10 protein-coding genes are annotated in these 18,100 nt (G+C 45.8%); 5 read left to right on the forward strand and 5 right to left on the reverse strand.

Annotated features, from left to right (window positions below; translation table 11 throughout):
• Positions 1-46 precede the first annotated feature (46 nt).
• Positions 47-1,147, forward strand: a complete 1,101-nt coding sequence (locus ABGV42_RS04160) for a peptidylprolyl isomerase (RefSeq protein ID WP_347380509.1) — start codon at positions 47-49, stop codon at positions 1,145-1,147.
• A 362-nt stretch (positions 1,148-1,509) separates the two neighbouring features.
• Here the strand turns inward: ABGV42_RS04160 and ABGV42_RS04165 are convergent, their stop codons facing one another.
• From ABGV42_RS04165 to ABGV42_RS04175, 3 genes are read right to left on the reverse strand one after another with little or no spacing between them, the layout of a single operon-like run.
• Positions 1,510-2,967 (reverse strand): serine hydrolase domain-containing protein, encoded by a 1,458-nt coding sequence (locus ABGV42_RS04165; protein ID WP_347380510.1) that lies wholly within the window; start codon positions 2,965-2,967, stop codon positions 1,510-1,512.
• 52 nt (positions 2,968-3,019) lie between these two features.
• Positions 3,020-4,114 carry a HAMP domain-containing sensor histidine kinase gene (locus ABGV42_RS04170; RefSeq protein WP_347380511.1) on the reverse strand — a complete coding sequence of 365 codons (1,095 nt, stop codon included), beginning with the start codon at positions 4,112-4,114 and terminating at the stop codon, positions 3,020-3,022.
• Positions 4,099-4,773 carry a response regulator transcription factor gene (locus ABGV42_RS04175; RefSeq protein ID WP_347383139.1) on the reverse strand — a complete coding sequence of 225 codons (675 nt, stop codon included), beginning with the start codon at positions 4,771-4,773 and terminating at the stop codon, positions 4,099-4,101. Before ABGV42_RS04175 ends, ABGV42_RS04170 begins: the two co-directional genes overlap by 16 nt.
• Before the next feature lie 279 nt (positions 4,774-5,052).
• Between ABGV42_RS04175 and ABGV42_RS04180 the strand changes: the two genes are divergently transcribed.
• From ABGV42_RS04180 to ABGV42_RS04190, 3 genes are all read left to right on the forward strand, one after another.
• Positions 5,053-5,721: a hypothetical protein gene (locus ABGV42_RS04180; RefSeq protein ID WP_347380512.1), complete on the forward strand. Its 669-nt coding sequence runs from the start codon at positions 5,053-5,055 to the stop codon at positions 5,719-5,721.
• A gap of 316 nt (positions 5,722-6,037) precedes the next feature.
• Complete coding sequence (locus ABGV42_RS04185) at positions 6,038-8,014, forward strand: glycoside hydrolase family 2 protein (RefSeq protein WP_347380513.1); 1,977 nt, start codon at positions 6,038-6,040, stop codon at positions 8,012-8,014.
• A gap of 385 nt (positions 8,015-8,399) precedes the next feature.
• Entirely contained in the window at positions 8,400-8,645 is a 246-nt protein-coding gene (locus tag ABGV42_RS04190; protein ID WP_347380514.1) for an XRE family transcriptional regulator, read from the forward strand.
• A gap of 401 nt (positions 8,646-9,046) precedes the next feature.
• On the opposite strand, the gene ABGV42_RS04195 is transcribed toward ABGV42_RS04190, so the two are convergent.
• Positions 9,047-9,919, reverse strand: a complete 873-nt coding sequence (locus tag ABGV42_RS04195; RefSeq protein WP_347380515.1) for an AraC family transcriptional regulator — start codon at positions 9,917-9,919, stop codon at positions 9,047-9,049.
• Between the two features lie 313 nt (positions 9,920-10,232).
• Between ABGV42_RS04195 and ABGV42_RS04200 the strand changes: the two genes are divergently transcribed.
• Positions 10,233-16,616: a GDSL-type esterase/lipase family protein gene (locus ABGV42_RS04200; RefSeq protein WP_347380516.1), complete on the forward strand. Its 6,384-nt coding sequence runs from the start codon at positions 10,233-10,235 to the stop codon at positions 16,614-16,616.
• A 162-nt stretch (positions 16,617-16,778) separates the two neighbouring features.
• Here ABGV42_RS04200 and ABGV42_RS04205 read toward each other — a convergent pair whose 3' ends face one another.
• Entirely contained in the window at positions 16,779-17,942 is a 1,164-nt protein-coding gene (locus tag ABGV42_RS04205) for an iron-containing alcohol dehydrogenase (RefSeq protein WP_347380517.1), read from the reverse strand.
• Between the last annotated feature and the right edge of the window lie 158 nt (positions 17,943-18,100).

Raw genomic sequence — 18,100 nt, forward strand, 5'->3', positions numbered from 1 at the left:
ATTAAAAAGTAGATTTAGGAAAAGACCTAAGGGGGATCATATTTTAATGGATAATAACAAACCGTCAGAATCCGGCAATGAAGAAGAAATGAAAGATTCTTTGACAGAAGAGCGGGAACCACAGCAAGAAACAACCTTGGTGCCGGAAATGCAAGAAGAGGAGATTCAAGGGAACCCATCAGAGGTTCATCCACAGGCGGCTAAAGGGAAAAACAGTGTGGTCTGGATGGTAATCTCGGGAGTTCTAGCTGCTGCACTTATCGTTGTACTCATATATCCACCGTTCGGCGGAGGCAGGGAGTCTGTGGCTTCGGTCAATGGCACGGACATTTCAAAGGACGAGCTGTATAATGAATTGATTTCTCTAGGTGGCGAGAGCACACTAAACTCCATGATTACGATGAAATTGATAGATCAGGAGGCAACAAAGGCCAACGTGTCTGTTACGGAAAAAGATGTGAATGCCGAGATTGAATCACTAAAAACCCAGTATGGCGGTGAAGAAGGGCTTAATATGGCACTTTCACAATCCGGTATGACCATGGATTCACTTAAGAAAAATACGGAAGTACAAGTGAAGATCCGTAAAATTTTAGAGCCGCAAACGACAGTAAAAGATGAGGATATCAGTGCTTATTATGAGGCGAACAAAGCGACGTTCGCCACTCCGGAGCAGGTAAGAGCATCCCATATCCTTGTGGCAACAAAAGAAGAAGCTGATGAAATAAAGAAACAGCTTGATGAAGGAGCCGATTTTGCAACCCTGGCAAAAGATAAATCCACAGATACAGCCTCTGCAGCGAGTGGTGGGGATCTTGGATTCTTCGGAGAAGGTGAAATGGTAGAACCTTTTGAGAAAGCAGCTTTCTCCATGAAAATCGATGAGATCAGTGACCCGATTAAATCGGATTTTGGTTACCACATCATCAAGAAGACAGATTCTAAAGAAGCAACCAATCCCACACAGGAAGACAAAAAGGAAGATATTCGTAAAATACTGGTGGAGCAGCAAGTCGGTGAACTCAGTACCAATTGGATGACCGAATTGCGTTCCAAAGCAACCATTGTCAATACACTTGAACCAGCAGAAGAAAGTGCGGATACTGCAACCTCCGCTGCAGATACAGAGTCTTCTACCAAGGAATAACAGTAACGATAGATTGAATATTAACAAGCAAGCAGCTGACAGATTTGAACTGCAAGGTTCAAATCTGACCGGCTGTTTTTTTGATTGTATCCTAAGTGAAATAAGGCTGGTTAAAATCACTGTTTTATGACGCTTAGCAGAGAGTGGTTGAAGTGAAATTGAAGAAGTCCGGAGAGAAATGGATGCCTTATTCGTATCATTACCGTGAATCATGGGGAATTGTAGCTCCTTAAACAAACGGAAGATGCAGCTCAACAAACCAAGGAAGCAGGCAATCACATGATTGGCTGCTTTCGTTCAACAAACGGTCAGGAAGTTTCATATTATCGATTGAATGACGTGACCTACTGGGGTGAATTTAACTAGCTGTACTTTTTATGCTGTACATAGACGTAATAATAGCAAGCCAAATGCACGAGATTAACAATGGACCATACAACAAGCCATATGATGGGAGTTGACAGCGTAGTCCAGATGCCGAACCAAGGCAGCACGCGTCCTCCGCCGATAAACGTCATCAATGGGGACAGGAACACGAGGATTACAATCGGAATAATTCTTCCGATCGTTATCCACATCATTTTACGGATCGTTAGGATTTGGTTCCTCCGTCGGATGCGAAAACAGGCATATACGCCCCATAAGAGCGTGGCGACGATTAGCGTAATCATGATCATTTCCATATTTCGACCGTTCACAAATGAGGTAGCATGTTTCTCCCCTCTCATAATCTTCGCGATTTCATCAATAAAAGTCGAGTAATTCACATAAGCGTTTAATCCGGAATTAAACATCACCGCAATGCCCATCTGTTCGTCCAGAAATATCTTTTCTTCTGACTTGTATGTCCAGAAAATGCCGCTATGGGAGATAATTCGGCCCCAGGATTCGTCTTGGTCTGCAAGCCAGCCCATGCCGTAAGGACCGATGGCCCCAGCCGCGTGATATTGTTTCATTAGGGTAGGAGAAAGTAGGTGTTCGTGATATTGTGCAAGCATCCAAAGGGACATGTCCTCCGCGGTTGAAACGATACCGGCCGGGCCTTCGATAAACCACATCGGTTCCGTTTGTCCTACGGCACGTCCCAAACTCAAGTAATGTCCTAGCGGAATCGTTACATTCTCATAGAATTGCTGCGTTGTGCTGACACTGAAGGTATGGTTCATCCCCAGCGGTTGGAAGATATGTTTATTCAGATAATCCGAAAAGCGCTCTCCGCTCACATTTTCCACGAGGTTCGCCAGCAGCACGTAATTGGGATTATGATAGCTGTAGGCTGTTCCAGGGCTATGGGCCAGTTGTACCTCGGTTAATAACCGGTTCACCTCATGCAGGGTTTGGAATTGTGGCTTCCTCGTCATATCCGGATTTATTTGGTCATTGAGACCGCTAGTCTGATTCAATAAATGGCGGACCGTGATGTTGTGAACGCGGGGGTCCTGTGCAAGATTGTCTGGAAAATATGAATTGTATGCTGCATCCAGGTCAATCAGGCCGTTGTCCGCCAGCTGCAGCACAGCTAGTGCGGTAAAGGACTTGCTTAAGGAAGCAATGGGGAAATGAGTGTCGCTAGTAACGCTTTGGCCGTTTTCGAACGTTCCATAGCCTTTTGCGTAGTAGACCTCATTGCCCTTAACAATGGACAGTGAGGCAGCCCTGATCTGATTGACTTCCATACTCCGATTCATATATTCGTCGATATTTTGCAGAATTTCTGACCTGTCTCGGGCTTTCGTGGCGGAAACGAAGTTCGGCCATATGGAACATAACAATAGTAAGCAGCTGATGGCAATAAACATTCTTTTTTTCATTATAAGCATCAATAGCAACTCCCCAATTCAAGATAAGGAAATGCTATCAGAACATTTTCAACTATTTATCAACTTGGACCCCAATACTTGCAGTGACGATACCGCCGCCTTGAGGTCCGTTATCGACCTGCAGGATCCCGTTATGCTTTTCGCAAAACACCTTGCAAATGTAAAGGCCCAGCCCGCGATGTTCGGTCGCATCCCACACCTCGCCTCGGTAGAAAGGGAGCACAGCCTTGTTGAGAGCTTCTTCGGAGAAGCCCTGCCCGTCGTCTGAGACGGTGATTTTCATAAAGCTTTGCTGAATGTCATAGTGAACATTCACTTGACGGACAGCGTATCGAACTCCATTGGCCACCATATTCTCGAAAATTTGCATGACGATATAGGGGTCCACGTTGATTACGACGTTATCATAGTCCATGGATGAGACAAAGGTTTTGCCAGATTGCCTTGCAATTTGTTCAGCACTGTCGTTTAGCAGAGTCGTGAATGAGATTATATCCATCGATTGGCGTCGTACTGGGACATCCTCCAGTTTCTGAATCGAGTTCATGGCCTCCGTATAGTTCTCCAGACGCACGATGTTAAGATTCATGGTATGGATAAGTTCCAGCACCTTTTCTTCAGACAATTTTTTTTCAGGCAGATAAGCAGCGAGTAGCTCGGTGTTCCCTTTCAACACGGACAACGGTGTTCTCAGGTCATGAGCAAAAATTGCATTTAGTTTTTTGCGTTCCTCAACAGACCGCCAGAGCATCCTTACGTTTTTCTCCAATGTGGAGCGCATGTTTTCGAATGCAGCAACCAGCTCGCCCATCTCGTCCCGGCTGTCATAGGAGATGCGGAAGTCTAGATCGTTGGCCGAAATTTTCTCGGATGCTCGGTTTAGTAGTTCCAGCGGACGTTTTAGTTTCCATCTGTAAAAGAGTATGGCCATGGTGATAATTCCGGCTGTCACAGTAAGCATCACTGCCGCGACAAGGGAAGGAAGCACCCAATCCGTTTCTCCGAAACGCTGCCTTAGCTTTTCCGCCCAGTTGAACTCCAGAGTTATAACGGCAAGCACGGCAATAAGCGTGGCTACAGATAACAAAATAAAAGATTGCCGCAAGGTAAATCGTTTGAATAACCGTCCATTCATGAGCTTGGCCATTTGTATCCTACTCCCCAAACGGTCTCGATTCGGTCATTGCACCCGTGTTCTTTTAATCTAGAGCGAATTCTACGAATATGTTCCGCGATGACACTACTATCGCCTTGGGTGTCCCAACCCCAAATTTTTTCGTATATGCGTTCCTTTTCAAACACGATATTGGGATGCGTAGACAGCAACTCGATAATGTCGAACTCTTTTTTGGCCAGTGGGATTTGCTTATGACGGTAGAAGACCCCCCGTGCTGTATAGTCAATGACCAGGTCTTCGTTAAACCTCACCGAGGATTTGATGTGGATTCGCTGCTCCCTGCGCAAATGCGCTTCAACCCTGGCCCCCAACTCGTGAATGCTGAAAGGTTTAAGGATATAGTCGTCACCTCCGGCCCGAAATCCGGCTATTTTATCGGTATCTTCAATTCGAGCTGTTAAAAATAGAATTGGACATGATACAAAGTTACGGATCTTCTCACATACTTGCAGGCCGTTCTGCTCAGGCATGTTGATATCCAGCAAAACAAGGTCGGGTTGTTGTTCGATTTTCCGCAGCGCTTCTTGGCTGTCCTTGGCCGTTAAGACGGCATACCCATTGATTTCGAAATAATCCGTCAGCAGCTTTCGCAGATCTGCTTCATCGTCTACGATCAGTATTTTATGTATCAATGCTCAGTCTCCCGTTAACATATTTAACTCAGCATAGCAAAATTCTACTAATAATAAAATCTCCATCTAATTGTGAGATCTAACTTACCATCCTTCGATCGAACGCTATGTACAAAATCATACTGGAATTCAATGTCCAACCATAACTTATGAAAAGGGGGGCTAAATAATTTATTTGAATAAGGTTGTTGATTGTGGGTTAATGTACAGGGTAATTCACTATTCTGGTAATGAAAGCTGCTATTGATAAAAAAGGATAAGGGAAGGTGAACCATTTTGGATCTTGTCATTTATTCGGCATTGGCACTAATTTATTTGATACTTGTTATTAGAATTGCCACTCAATTATCTGGAAAAAGGCAATGGCTCAATTACTCCATCTTCCAGATTTTCGTATTGTTCAGCCTTGCGTATGATAACGGAATTATTGCAGCAGGTCATTTCATAGGTGAAGGGGAGCTACTCAAGACACTTAGCAGTGTTCGATTTTGGCTCCATGCCTTTGCTACCCCCACTTTAATTCTTGTAGGCTACTATATTTTACGTAGATCACAAGTCCAATTTTCCAAACATATTATTACACATATTACTGCGTGGTTATTAACAGTAGGCCTTATCATTTACCAAATGGTTAGTTCAACTTTACATGAGGTTAAAAGCCTCATTCCCATAGAGGAGTACGGCGTATTGAGGTACACGTCAGAAAGTCATACAAGTCCGCCATTCATGGTGATCATCGTTGGTTTTTGGCTCTTGATAATTGGCCTAATCGTTCTTGTGAAACAAAAATGGGTATGGCTGTTTGTCGGAACGACACTTTTATTTGTAGGTCAGGGGCTCCAGATACCGATCGCAAGCACAGCGTTAACGAATGTTTATGAACTGATCCTCATGTTATCCATATGGATCACAACTTCAAGAGCTATGCTTTCTCAGCGACGCTAAAGTTCAAAAAAGAAGATACAATATCAGACTATCGTTCATTTTTCCATAGTTATTCGCAGACGTTTAAAGTCGCTAATTTTAGCGGCTTTTTTTGTTTTATTGGTACTAGGTCTTGTCTCGGGTTAAGGAAAAGGAGTTGTACATATTGCCGAGATGACAAATTATGAATTCCCTCCTTCATCTCGTTAGCGTACAGAAATGATTATTAACCTGAAAAGTTCAGCATATAGTCCATGAAATCAGAAGATGCTGAATGGCTTTGAGCACTCTGCTTCTCTATAATAAAGCACAAAATATGAGAAAGAAGGGAATTTGAATGAGAGCCAGATTAAGTATTCCATTGGAAGAATCATGGATATTTCAGGCAGATACAGAGAACGAAGGAGTAAAACAAAAATGGCATGAAGAGGGTCCTCCTTTAGGAGAGAACATCAAAATTCCACACACATGGAATGTGCAAAATGGTTTGCAGGAGTTTCGTGGCACAGGCTGGTATAGTTGCGTCTTTTTTGCACCCGCTGAATGGGAGGGCAAATTACTTCGACTGCAGTTCGATGCGGTATATCGTGATGCAGTTGTATGGGTAAATGGACAAAAGGTAGGAGAACATATCAATTCAGGTTACACCTCATTTGTTTTAGAGATCTCAAGTACTGTTGTCTTTGGAGAAAACAACAGGGTTGTGGTATCGGCAAATAATGAGAATAGTCAGACAGCCCTTCCAATGGGTAATAGCTTTGATTGGGCAGACGATGGCGGAATTATACGCGGTGTATCTCTCATCGTTAGCGGGCGCGCAGCGATTGATTATACCAAAATTCAAGCGGTTCCTGTCTTTAGCGATGAAGGAGAAGGATGCTGCTCCCCGTACGGTTTAATATCAGGCGAGATTTGTTTGTGGGGACAATATGGAGAGGCTAACAACACATCTTTAAAGATGATTGTGAGGGTAACGAGCAAAGATGGCACGATCATTTCAGAAGAATGGGAGAAGTCTAGCTTCAAAAGCCTGTTGCACTTTAAAAATATTAAGGTGGAAAGCCCCAAGTTGTGGCATTTTGACCATCCTCATTTATACAAGGTGAATCTTTCTTTAAACGTGGGTGAGGTCCTCTCGGATGAGGTAACCGTTGAAATTGGTTTTAGAGAGATTCGTTCAAAAGGAAGTACATTACTACTTAACCGAGAACCTGTACGCCTCATGGGGGTTGAATGGATGCCGGGCTCACACCCGAATCGAGGAATGGCTGAAACGTCGAGCCAACTTCAAGAGATGCTCCGACATATTAAAGAGGCCAATTGCGTCATCACCCGTTTTCATTGGCAGCAAGATAGCAAGTTACTGGAATGGTGTGATCGAAACGGGTTATTGGTACAGGAAGAGATTCCGCATTGGCAGGCACCGCTTGATCCTGACGCCGAATGGCTTCAAACCTCCATGCAGCATGCCCAGGAGATGATTCAACAGCATTACAACCATCCATGTATTTATGCTTGGGGAATAGGCAACGAGGTGAATGGGCAATCCCCTGTCACCGTCCGTTATTTTGAGAAATTAAAAGCGCTTGTTAGCGATCTGGATGATACTCGATTTATTAACTACGTATCCAACACGGTGCATGAAAATTCCGCCAAAGATGCAACGGGTGTTGGTGATGTTATCATGTGGAATGATTACATTGGAACATGGCATGGCGATTTAGACAGGCCAGCCGTTATTGATACCATTACAGAGACTTATGAAGATAAACCTGTGATCGTTGCAGAGTATGGACTATGTGAGCCCGCTTACGAGGGTGGAGACAAACGACGTATACAGATTCTTACTGACAACACGAGTGAGTACCGGAACCACTCTGGAATTGCTGCGATTATTTTTTTCAGTCTAAACGATTATCGGACACAGATGGGCGAAGCAGGTGAGGGGATGCTGCGTCAACGTGTGCACGGTTCCATGTATCTGGATGGCACGCCTAAGCCTTCATATGAAGTTCTGCGTCAATTGGCCTCCCCGATCAACATTTCCTTAACTCTGCAATATGATCTGGGCAAAATGGAAGTAATCATAGAAACCTCGAATGACATTCCATCCTATAGAATATCTGGATATACACTGAGGATGATCGATACGGACGGGGATGTATATGCTCAGGAAATTCCAAAGTTAGAACCAGGAGAGCGTTGTGTTCTACAGTTTTTAGACATACCGCAGTTAAGGTGGGACGAAATGCTGTTGAATATTGCAAGACCTACCGGATTTACGGTCTTAAGCGGTTCATTAACCCGTTTCTAGATAAGTCTCATTATCGAACTGCAGCCGAGGGACTAGGATGGATCCCATTTTCCGATTAGCTTTTTATGCTTTTCCTTAACATTAGATGAAATAAACAAGGGTATAATACTACAAAAACCATGGAGGGTATCCCTTGTGTAATCGGTTTGTTTCTTTGATTTATTAAAATTGACAGCAAAGTGTTCACTAAAGAGGAAATGGTGGATTTAGCTAGTCATTGTTCAATGAACGGAAAACGATAATGTGACGATGGAACTCGCCCGACAAATTGGAAAGACATGCTGAGGGGACCTGCATCGGTACGGCTTCCTTTATTAAGCCTATCCATGCTGGCAATGGACAGTGATTAAGGTTAAATCTGATGTTACACAGGAGGTTTCACTTTTTGAAATTCGAATTAGGACGTTGCTTACTGAATGAACGGTTGATGGAGTCTGGAAAGTCAGCGGAATGGCTGGCAAAAGAGTTACTTTTTAAACCCGAACGAGTTTACGACTTTATTGAAAACAAGAGAGTGATGCCGCTCAAAATTGCCATATCGATCGCCGATTCCATCGATTGTGATATTCGTGCCTTGTATGAATTAATTCCGAACGATAACGATGTAAAGGGAGACGGATGGAATATTTAAGCACGCGATCGGTAAACCAGAGGTGATTTAGTTGTGTGAAAATGATGCAAATTGTAAGGATCAGAGACTGATCCCAACTTTGTTAAGTTCCAAAAATAGAAGAACAACTAACCCTCTTTATAAAGATCGATTGACTGAGAAACCTATAGTGTGGAGTATAATCGTAAAAATGTCGAAAGACAATGAACATAGTTCCATTGTTCCATTGAAGGTCGCTATTATAGCGGCTTTTTTTGTTATCTGCACTAGTGCTTGTCCCTAATGCAAAATGGAAAGAACGACCTATTCATTTGGGGATGAATCGGTCAGTCGATTTGTTCTTCTCTTGCGCCTGCTTCAGTACGAGGCCGAAGATTATGCGTTTGAAAAGTCGGAATGATGACTACCAACAACGAGATCGGTTATTCATAATAAATGGCCTCGTAAGGAAATGCTAACTTATTCATACGATATTCTTTGGGTGACATGGACATATATTGCCGAAAAACTTTGCCGAAATAGCTGGGACTCTCAAAGCCGCATTGTTGTCCAATCTGGGAAATGGGAAGTTCCGTCGTGCGGAGTAGTCGGATTGCAACCTCAATTCGTCTGTCTTTGAGATAGGCTAGGGGTGATGTTTTCTCCGATTTCTGAAATAATCTGCACAAGTAGTGTTTATTGATATCGCAATGGCTGGCCAGCAGATCCAACGTTAATGGGGAAGCATAATTCTCCCGGATGAACTTTTTGCATTTCTCGATCGTTGTAATCGAAAGGACACCGATATCCCTCTCCGCTTCCCGACTCGTCTGAACTAAGATAAGCAACCACTGATAGACCTGCATGGACAAGCGATACTTGTCCGTCACTTTCTCTTGATGAATCAAATGGATAATTTGCCATAACTCTTGAATCAAGGGAGAATCTCCGTTTCGTAGAATGACATGCCCCTCATTTTCATGAATCAAATCCCAAATTCGACTCGCTTCATCCCCGCGAATGTTGATCCAAATAAATTCCCAGGGTTCGTTATTCTCTTGCTTATAGTAATAGCAGTGTTCTCCGGAAATTTTAACGAGTAGTGCATGTCCCTTCGGTAAGGAAATCGTTTGATTTTTAATATCCAGATAACCCTGACCATTAAGCGTGTATTGAAAAACAACGTGCCCCGGGTCCGGTCTATTATCACTTGGACAGCGATATTCCTCGCTTGAGACGATCTGCCATCCAATAGAGTCTAGTGTCATGATTGATGTATCGTCATTACGAAAAGCATAAGAGACCGTATGAACCATACTTTCATCCCCTGCCTAAAAAAGTCAATTATTTTATATAATACGTCACATTTTTTAGATTGTCTGCCTTTTTTTACACCTGTAAGATAATTGTAAGCGGTAACATTAGAAGGGGGTGACAGTAGTTTGTGTTTCTTTGGAGAGCGAAAACAAGTTTTTAAGCAACAAAGCATCAGTGCTTCAAATGTACAGCGAACGACAAACAACAAGTAGGGCAGATCGAATTGATGATACTGTGGGGCTGCCTTAAAGACAAAAAAAATTCTTTCCCCAAATTCTAAAAACGATTTTTAGATAAGGAGGAGCTAACTCAATGGAACGAAGAACTGTTTCCATCCAGAAATCAATGTTTGTATCTTTTCTAGCTTTCCTTATGGTTATTTCACTGGCCATACCCCCAGCTCCGGCGCGTGCAGAATCATCAGACATCCTGACGGGCCGCCAGGGGGAATATCTTAACCGAGGTCTAGTTGCGGTTCTCGTAGACAACGGCGTATTTTTGAGCTGGAGATATTTAAACACGGATCCGGATGAGATCGCTTTCAATATATATAAAAACGGAACTAAAGTGAATGCGTCACCCATAAGCGATGTGACAAACTATGTGGACACAACGGGTTTTGACAGCTCGCAATATCAGATTTCCACTATCATTGCGGGTAAGGAGCAAATGCAGCCGGAGGTTGTATCGGTCTGGCATAACGATTATCTGCCTATTCCGCTGGATAAACCGGCCGACGGCCGGACCAAAGACGGTGGAACGTACTCCTATTACGCGGGCGACGCTTCTGTAGCAGACTTGGACGGTGATGGCGAATATGAGATCGTTTTCCTATGGAGTCCAAGCAATTCCAAAGACAATTCGCAGGCCGGGTATACCGGCAATGTCTATATCGATGCCATCAAACTGGACGGCACGAAGCTGTGGCGGATTGACCTGGGAGTCAACATCCGCGCAGGAGCACATTATACGCAGTTAATGGTATACGACCTGGATGGCAACGGAAAAGCCGAGGTTGTTGTTAAGACGGCGGATGGCACGAAAGATGGACAAGGCACGGTCATTGGGGATGGGACGAAAGATTACCGCAACGAGAGCGGATACATACTGTCTGGACCGGAGTATCTCACGCTGTTTGACGGTGAGACCGGAGCGGCCGTATCCACCGTGGATTATGATCCGCCGAGAGGCAATGTTAGCGAATGGGGCGATGGCTACGGTAACCGTGTAGACCGTTTCCTTGGCGCCATTGCGTATCTGGACGGCACGAAGCCAAGTGTCGTGATGAGTCGTGGGTATTATACCCGCACCGTGCTTGCTGCTTATGATTATGTGGGCGGGGAACTCGTCAAGCGCTGGACATTCGACACGAACGAAACAGGAACACAATATCAAGGACAGGGCAACCACAATTTAAGTGTGCTGGATGCCGACAATGACGGCAAGGACGAAATCATGTTCGGAGCCTTGGCCATAGACGATGACGGCAGCTTGATGTACAGCACAGCACTCGGCCACGGCGATGCCATGCATGCCGGGCAGCTTGATCCGATTCGGGATGGATACCAGATTGTAAGCGTGCATGAGCATTCGGATGCTGCATACGGACTGGAGATGCGCGATGCCGCAACAGGCGAAATTATCTGGGGGCAGAAAACAGGCATCGACACCGGTCGCGGGATGTCCGCGGACATTGATCCGAACTATCCGGGCTACGAATCATGGGCTACGACCATTACGAACGGACAGAGTGTTCCCGTAACAAGCACGTATTCGGCTGCCGGAGAAGCGATTTACACTGCAGAAGACTCACCCAAAACCGCCAACTTTGCAATTTGGTGGGATGGAGATCTTCAGCGGGAGCTGTTTGATCATGAGTGGGATAACAGTACAGCCAAAGGAATTCCGCTCATCTATAAGTGGGATTACGAAAACAAAAAGCTGGATGAAATCTTCCGGGCGACTGGTACGTTAACGAACAACCATACCAAGGGAAATCCAGCGCTTCAGGCGGACATTCTGGGCGACTGGCGTGAGGAAGTTTTGCTGCGGAGTGAAGATAGTTCGGAATATCGTCTCTATACAACGACCATTCCTTCGGACTATCGGATCCCTACGCTGATGCAGGACCCCGTGTATCGACTTGGCGTCGCCTGGCAAAATGTTGCCTACAACCAGCCGCCGCATACAGGCTTTTATCTTGGAGCAGAAGCTACATCTTTCCCGAAAGCCGATCTGGCACTGACCCGCGAAGCAGAGATGCCGGTACAGGTCTACCGCTTTGATTTCGGTACAGAGACAGCCTCTGGAAGTACGAACATACAGGACACGCTTTACGCGCAAGATCCGGGATATGGATTTAAGGATACAAGCGGTATTAACGTAGGGGCAAACCAGGTTTCGGTCGCGGCAGGTACGACCTTCGCCGTTGACTTGCCAAATGCCAACTATAAGGTGACATTGCGATTGGGCAATGATGCGAATGACTCAAATGTTGGGGTCAAGTCGGAATTCGTCCAAAAGCTCGCCGTGACCAATGTAAAAGTGGGAGAACCGCTGGAGTATTCCTATGATATCGCATTGGTGGATGGACAGCTTGATTTCCTCTTCACGGGTACAGCCATAGACATCCAGGACATTATCATTGAGAAATATCCGGAGAAAGCGGCCGGTGCCGCAACGACGATCTATATGGCCGGTGATTCAACCATGCAAACTTACAGTGAAATGCAGGCACCACAAGAAGGATGGGGCCAGCAGTTCGGTCGTTATTTCTCAAATGGGGCAGTGATCGTGAACGACGCGATCGGCGGCCGAAGCAGCAAATCATTTATGGTAGACGGCCGTCTGGATACGATTCTGCAGCGTATCAAGCCGGGGGACTTCTTCTTCATTTCCTTCGGTCATAACGATGCCAGTGCAGGGATACCTGACCGTTATGCATCGCCGGAAGATTATAAGATCTACTTGGCCCGCTATGTGAATGGTGCGAAACAGCGCGGCGCTACTCCAGTATTGCTCACTCCGGTTGGACGCAGAGATTTCAATACGGTAACTCAGGAATTCAACGTCAGCTTCCCGGCATATGTGCAGGCTGCCAAAGAAGTGGCGGAGGAGCTTGACGTGCCGCTGATTGATCTCAGCAAGCTAAGCATTGCGTACTACGACAAAATTGGTAATGCTGCAACGGAAAAAGTATTCCTTTACGCTAATCCGGGTGAATATCCGAAGTACCCGAATGGGATCAACGATAACACTCATTTCAGCAGTTATGGTGCACAGAAAATTGCCGGATTGGTTGCAGGCGCGGTCAAAGACATGGAGCTGAGCATTTCTTCTCTGGTCATCGACCCGGATATTTCCGAGCCGGAACCGGAGCCGGATATCCAGCTTTATGAGGAGGATTTTGAAGGCGACGCTGCCGACTACCAGTATGCGATGGTCAATGCCACGGGTATTGCAGGAACGATGACGGGAACGGTTGTTGAACAGTCAGGAAATAAGGTCCTGTCTGTCACGGGGTCCGGATCGGGCCATCGGGCCAAAGTGTTCCGTCTGTTCGATGCCGTAAACGGCGATCAGGTGAACGTGAACTTTGACTGGCAATCCGGTAATGTGAGCGCCTACCCGTCAGAAGGTCATCTCACGATCCAGGATTCTAACGAGAATGCCCTGTTCACGCTGTATACCAAAACCGGAAGCACCCAAATTCATTATTTTATCGGTGCATATAATCCGGAATACGGCACAGGGGATACAGCCATACCCGAAGGGGGAACGGCGACAGAAATGTCCAAGAACCAGTGGGTCAATGTAGATGCAACCGTTAATTTTGCCGAGAGAACACTCGATCTGACATTGACGAACCTAGCGGATCCGACAGTTACACAAACGATTGCAGATATTTCACTGAGTTCCGGCGCATATGCGGACAACGTCAGATCCATGCGTTTCCTGGGAACGAGAAAAGGCGGTGGAGGCACGTTGAACTGGACTACCCAGATCGACAACGTGCGAATTGAAGGCACGCAGCTCTCTTCGGAGGGCGGCGATCAGACTGCATTGATCGCTCTGTACGATGAGATCAAGGCACTTGATCTGTCGGAATATACAGAAGTATCGAAAGCCGTAGTGAACCGGGCTTTGGCAGCTGCCGAGGCAATATTCGATACGGAAGCCACCCAGGCTCAAATTGACCATGTAGTTAATATGTTAACTGTCGCGAGGGATTCATTGACAAGTGAACCTGGGGAAGAGATTAGCGAGTATAAGTTTGATTTTGGTTCCGGCAGTGCAGCCGATGGATACATTAAGGTAGATGCCAGACGAGCGTACATCGAAGGCAATGGGTACGGCTTTGCCGATACTGCACTGACCGAAGATGTGAACCGGGAAACCGGAGATGCACTCAAAGAGGATTTCACACGGGTGAATGGTACTTCTTTCCTGGTGGAAATGGAACCCGACAATTACCGGGTAACGATGACCATTGGGGATGCGGAGGAATCGACTAGCGCGAATGTTGTTGTGGAGCAGATGACGAAGCTGCCGCTCACAACCATTGCCAAGGGCGATTTTAAAGAAATCACATATGACATTGCTCTGATTGACGGCGTGTTTAACTTCAACTTCTCTGGAAATGCACCAAAGATTAATGCACTGAAGCTGGAGCGTCTGCCTGAAAACGGCAAGGGTGATAAACCGGTCATTTATCTGGCGAGCGATTCCACCGTAGCCAATTATGCGGAGAATTATCGTCCACAAGCAGGCTGGGGCGAAACGTTGGGCGGATATTTTGATCAGAAGGAAGTCAGCGTTGATAACCGGGCAGTGGGTGGGCTCAGCAGCAAAACCTTCCTGGTCGGTGGATATCTCAATGATCTTTTGCTCGATATTCATGAGGGCGATTATCTGTTCATGCAGTGGTCTCATAACGATTCCACGCCGTCCCGTCCAGAGCGTTACCTTACGCCTGAGCAGTTTAAGGTCTATTTGAAAGAATACATTGATGGTGCTCGGCAAAGAGGGGCGATCCCAGTTCTGGTCACACCAGTGAACCGTCGTGATTTTACCGGAGACGTCCTAAACAAGAGCTTCCCGGAATACGTTCAGGCGATGAAAGAAACAGCGCAGGAGACGGAAACGCTTATCATCGATCTGAATCAAGCCAGCTGGGAGTATTTCCAGGAGCTTGGCACAGAAGGAACCAAATCGATCTTCATGTGGGTAGGCACAACGGAAGACAATACGCATTTGCAGATGAACGGTGCAATCAAGGTATCTGAGCTTGTGGCACGCCTTGTAAAAGAATTGAATATACCGCTGTCAGCCTTAGTCACATTGGAAGGGGAATCACCTGAACAGAAGGCTCCGCAAACCACGGTGAAAGTGGAAGGGGATGCACATGACGAGTGGTATACGTCTCCAGTACAAGTAACCTTTACAGCAACCGATGAAGATTCCGAAATTGAAGGGACTTATTATCAAATCAATGGTGGCGAAACGGTGAGTGGAACACAGTTGACTCTAAGTGAAGAAGGTACACACACCATCACCTACTGGAGCGTCGATGTGGATGGTAACCAAGAGAATGAACAGTCTTTGACCATATCCATTGATCTCGTACCTCCAACCATTGAAATTCATGGTCAATCGGAATACACCATTGATCAGCAGGTGGAAATCAGCTATACAGCCTCTGACACGATATCCGGTGTGGCAGAACCGACAGGTGTGGTTCTGGACACACCGGCATATACGCTGGAACCAGGTTTGAATCAGGTTACGGCAAGTGTCTCCGATTTAGCTGGCCGGGAACAGACAGTCGAATATCGTTTCGGAGTTATTGCTACATTTGACAGCCTGACCAATCTGACCAACTCCTTTGCAGATGAATCAAACGATCCTAATGCTGGTGTTCTTGCTGAACAGCTTGCGAACACATTAGAGCAGGCTAAACAGGCAGCAAACCATCATGAAGGAGCAAAGGCGCGTCAACTTCTTGCATCCTACGGTAATGACGTTCAGGCAGCTAGAGGCACTGTATATACGGATGAGCAAGCAAATGCGCTGCTTAAGTGGGAGGAATGGCTTAACCAGGCAACTCCACTAGCGAACGGGGCCCCGGGGATTCCGGTGTTATCCGATAATAACGGTTATGACACAGGGCTCAAAGATGGGGATTATACTGTCACGATGAATCTGTGGTGGGGCAATAACGGCAATCTGTTCAAACTGTATGAGAATGGAGAATTGATCAAGGAAATTTCTCTGGTCGATCAATCCCCATCTGCCCAGGCTGTTAAAATAGATATTACCGGAAAGAAAAATGGTACCTATATCTATACTGGGGAATTGATTAATACACTAGGTACGACCACGAGTGTACCCCTGACAGTGACCGTCACGGACGCTTCCCCAGGGCAAGCCGTTCTGTCGAATGATAACTGGGACGGTGACGGCAACTACAATATCACCATGAATCTGTGGTGGGGAACGAACGCAACGGAATACGAACTTTATGAGAATGGCGTTTTGATCGACACACAATCGCTGGAATCGAATACGCCTACTGCACAGTCGGCGGTTACCGCAATCTCTGGTAGGGTACCTGGAATCTATGAGTATGAAGCCGTGCTACGTAACGCTTCAGGGGAAACCAGGTCATCCAAGTCAACTGTGACGGTGCGAGAGTAGGTTGAAAAGTTTGTGCATTCCATGAACCACATAAAATGCTGAAGTTCAGCCCAAGTATGTTCACCTAATTACGCCTATGGTTAATACACAAAACAAGGACGTTCCTGAAGAGGAACGTCCTTGTTTATTAGCTCACCTGTAAGGGTGAATGCTGATTTGTCATTACAGGGATGCTTGGTAAATTTGGACCACATCTTCACGCTGCAATGTTTTGAAAAATCCAAACGGACCAAAACGCATGGCTTTATCAGCCATCGCGTCAATCTGGCTGCCATCAATATCGTAATCCGCAAGACGGCTAGGCGCGCCAATGGAATTCCAAAAATCGCGTAAAGCTTCAATGCCTTCTTCAGCAACCTGTCTGTCCGATTTACCTTCAGGGTTAACATCAAACACGTTAATTGCCAGACGCTTGAAACGATCTACATCCACATCCAGATTGTGTTTCATCCAGTGCGGGAAGAGAATTGCAAGACCACCACCATGAGGGATGTCGTAAACTGCCGATACGGCATGTTCAATATTATGAGTTGCCCAGTCTCCAGCAAGACCCATATTCAAAATATCGTTAAGCGCCATAGTTCCACAGTACAGAATGGTTTCACGCAGTTCAACGTTTTTCGGATCTTTGATCAAACGGGGTGCAGTCTCCATTACCGTGCGAAGAATGGTTTCACAGAATCCAAGCTGAACCGGTGTGTTGCTATCCAAGTGGAAGTAGTGCTCAAATACATGAGACATCATATCCACCATCCCATATACCGTCTGATCAAGAGGTACAGTGAAGGTGTTTACCGGATCAAGAATGGAAAACACAGGGAATGAATACTCGCTGAACCAGGCCCATTTCTCCTGCGTATCCTGGTTCGTGATAACTGAACCATTGTTCATCTCGGAACCCGTCGCCGCCATGGTGAGCACCGTTCCCAGCGGAAGTCCGCCTTGCGGAGTTGCTTCGCGCACGACAACATCCCACATGTCTCCATCGTATTTTGCACCTACTGCGATTGCTTTACCACAGTCAAGCACACTGCCGCCACCAACAGCCAAAACTAAATCAATGTCATGTGCTATGCATAGCTCCACACCCTTATGTACCGTGGAAAGACGAGGATTCGGTTCAACGCCGGCCAGTTCCGTAACCTCTGCTCCGATTTCCTCCAACTGGCCGATCACCTGATCGTACAGTCCGCTCCGTTTGATGCTGCCACCGCCATATACAAGCAAAACGCGTTTACCATATTTAGGGACTTCCGTTTTTAATGCTTCAATTTGCCCTTTACCAAAAATTAATCGGGTTGGATTGTAAAACTGAAAAGATCTCATGCGTATGTTCCTCCAAAGAAGTCTGAAATTTTGTGCATCAACCATTATAGTTCACATCATATGTAAAAACAAATGTATGTAAGTTTGGTAGGGGAGATAAGAAACTGAATTTTTGGGCTCTATCTGCTGGCGTTGTTTTAAGGAACTAAGTATTTGCC

Origin of the sequence: Paenibacillus pabuli (genome assembly GCF_039831995.1) — a bacterium.
In the GTDB taxonomy this organism is placed as follows: domain Bacteria; phylum Bacillota; class Bacilli; order Paenibacillales; family Paenibacillaceae; genus Paenibacillus; species Paenibacillus pabuli_C.

What these genes read in the sequence shown, in the direction of transcription:
- ABGV42_RS04160 (WP_347380509.1), top strand. Translation starts at nt 47, where the DNA reads ATGGATAATAACAAACCGTCAGAATCCGGCAATGAAGAAGAAATGAAA.
- ABGV42_RS04165 (WP_347380510.1), bottom strand. Translation starts at nt 2,967, where the DNA reads ATGCTTATAATGAAAAAAAGAATGTTTATTGCCATCAGCTGCTTACTA.
- ABGV42_RS04170 (WP_347380511.1), bottom strand. Translation starts at nt 4,114, where the DNA reads ATGGCCAAGCTCATGAATGGACGGTTATTCAAACGATTTACCTTGCGG.
- ABGV42_RS04185 (WP_347380513.1), top strand. Translation starts at nt 6,038, where the DNA reads ATGAGAGCCAGATTAAGTATTCCATTGGAAGAATCATGGATATTTCAG.
- ABGV42_RS04195 (WP_347380515.1), bottom strand. Translation starts at nt 9,919, where the DNA reads ATGGTTCATACGGTCTCTTATGCTTTTCGTAATGACGATACATCAATC.
- ABGV42_RS04200 (WP_347380516.1), top strand. Translation starts at nt 10,233, where the DNA reads ATGGAACGAAGAACTGTTTCCATCCAGAAATCAATGTTTGTATCTTTT.
- ABGV42_RS04205 (WP_347380517.1), bottom strand. Translation starts at nt 17,942, where the DNA reads ATGAGATCTTTTCAGTTTTACAATCCAACCCGATTAATTTTTGGTAAA.